Source organism: Alteromonas sp. 14N.309.X.WAT.G.H12, from assembly GCF_036697315.1.
GTDB lineage: Bacteria > Pseudomonadota > Gammaproteobacteria > Enterobacterales > Alteromonadaceae > Alteromonas.
Window position 1 is genome coordinate 1 of sequence record NZ_JBAHZB010000201.1, and the last position, 2,524, is coordinate 2,524.

Annotated in this window: 2 protein-coding genes; both read right to left on the reverse strand. The window is 44.3% G+C overall.

Going from position 1 to position 2,524, the window contains the following annotated elements; all coding sequences use genetic code 11:
- Window positions 1–1,150, reverse strand: a 1,150-nt coding sequence (locus V5298_RS20395) for a HAMP domain-containing protein (RefSeq protein ID WP_332933250.1), incomplete at its 3' end; no start/stop codon positions are given.
- A gap of 366 nt (window positions 1,151–1,516) precedes the next feature.
- Window positions 1,517–2,524, reverse strand: a 1,008-nt coding sequence (locus V5298_RS20400) for a TonB-dependent receptor domain-containing protein (protein ID WP_332933251.1), incomplete at its 5' end; no start/stop codon positions are given.

Below are 2,524 nucleotides of genomic sequence, written 5' to 3' on the forward strand. Positions count from 1 at the left end.
CTTTTGTGGTGTGTGATTGATTCGCCACATCCGAGGCTGATAATTTCAACGCTTCGCTACTTTGCGCTACCGACGATATGGTTTGGTGCAAATGACTAATAAAGTCATTAAAGCCTTCAACCAGTCTGGCAGTTTCTTTTTGTTCAGGTACCTGAATTCGGGTACGCAAATCGCCGTTGCCTTTCCCGAGTTGTTGGAAGGTGTCGGCTAAAGACTCGATAGGTTTGGTTAATGACGCGGCTAACCAAATGCCAAGTACGGCAAACCCACCGGCAATGACTAACGACCAAAGAATTATCTGCTGACTCCCCTTATCTAATGAGGCGTACAATTCATGCTCTGGAACTTGCGCTATTACGTACCATCCCGCTTTTTTTACGTAGGTACTGGCGTACAACATGTTGCCGTCGTCTTCTTCATGACTGGCCATGGCAAAGTCGCCCTTGGCGAGCAATCGATTGGCCGCTTCTTTGCCGGTAATTGAAGATAAATGGGCACTACCTAACAAGGATGTATTTGGGTGGGCAATGATGGTGCCATTGCCGTCAACAAGGTAAACAAAGCCGGTTTCAGCAATTTTTACATCGTTGATAATAGAAAGCAGTTCGTCAACGGATTTAGCGACGCCAGACATGCCACGGCCATTGACCTGTTGAAAATTAGCAAATAAGCGATAGCCTTCGCCCGGCTCGTTATACAAACTCAGTGAGGTTGGCTGGCCGCTGTCTTTGTAGGCAAAAAACCATCCGTCCAGGGCATCGTTTTTTAAGGTGCGTAAAAAACCGTCTTGATTCCAGTATTTGTAGGTTTGTTTATCCACGAAGGACGCAACGGTGAGATCATTAAATTCCACCAGTTCCTTTAAGTAGTTAACCAGTTTGCGTTCGCCATCTGCACTGGCACCCGCTTTAGACCAGTCCAGAATGTTAGGATCTGATGCTACGCTGTTGGCCACTGCCAGCATCACACTGGCTTCCCGGTCTACCTGATTGCCAATTTGTTTAAGCAATGACGGTAACTGCAATTGTTCCATGTTGTCTTTAACAAGATCACGAGCTATCCATTGACTGATGGAGCCAACGAGCACTGCCGCTGCAATAACAGCAACCATTAATGCAATGATGATTTTTTGTTTAATACTGAAAGTCATGACTTTCGACCACATAAGTTGATTTTAAGAGTGTGAAGTTGAATTGCAGGCACAACAACCTTCGATTAACGCTAGCACAATACGCAGAGTAAACTCGTTATAGGTATTAGAATAAGAGCAGCACTGATGCTAGCTAGTACTTTTTTATTATCGACTGATTCCCATTTTTTTTAATACTTTTTTAGGCTTACCGCGACAATTAATAGTGAAGCAATTTTGACTAAAAGGTCAAGAAAAAGCGTAATACTTTAAAAAAAGCTGCCTATGGCGGTGTTTTGTGAAGAGCCACAAAAACTTACACGGGCAGCTTTGATGAAATTGAAGTACTACAAGATGTTAGTGCTTTGAGTCTACTATTTACCTTTGTTAGAACTTATAAGAAACTTTCGCCGTCCAGTTACGAGGTAGTTCTGGCAACACGACGTCACCCCCTGCGAAATCTGGGAAGTTAGCACGGAAGTAGGTTTCGTTAGTCAGGTTCTTCACGTTTAAGCTAAATTTCCAATCGTTTTGAGTATAAACAAGACCCGCACCGACTAGCGTGTAGGCCGGCAGTTTCACTGATTGGGTAAAGCCTGAGTAGGTTGCATCAACATCAACTACGTTAATGTTAGCCGCTAACCCGTTTAGGAAGTCGTAGGTTGCTGTTAATGTGTAGATATTTTCAGGCATACCGGCTTTACGGGCTTTCGGGTTATCTTCGATACCAGTGGTTGCGGCTAAGTAGCCACCGTACATTTGATAACCTTCAATATTGTCGAGATCGTCAGCACCTAAACGGCCATACTGACCACTGTCTAGTGCACTTAAGTTCGTGACTTCGGTTTTCGTGTAACCACCGGTAACCACTAATTGATTTGTCACTACCCAACGTAATTCAGCTTCGTAACCTTCGGATCTGGTGGTGTTGTTGGTGGTGGTGTTTTGGGCTGAATAATCCGTTCTTTCCTGCTCGTAGTAATCAACAGCAAAGTACAATGAATCCTCTAAAAAGCTGCCTTTTACACCAAACTCGTGCATTTTAGAGGCTGCAGTAGCGGTGCCTTCAGCAATATTGGTTGTGGTGATTTCTGCGCCTTGACCTGCAATAACGGTGGTTTGACGAGCCGCCGTCGCATAGGGAATTAGGCCAATGGGCGTTTTATAAGAAACACTGGCTGTCCAGGAAATACCTCCGTCAGTGTCAGAGGCTTTGGCGTAATCTACATCATCAGGATCTTCTAGCTTATCAATAACTTCACGGCTTTGCATATCGATAGAGTCGTATCGCAATCCTAATACAAGGTTTAACCCCATATTCCAAGTGAAATCACCCAACGCAGCTAAACCGTAATCGATATAGTTACCTTTGTAGTAGTTGGTGAAGTCTTCACC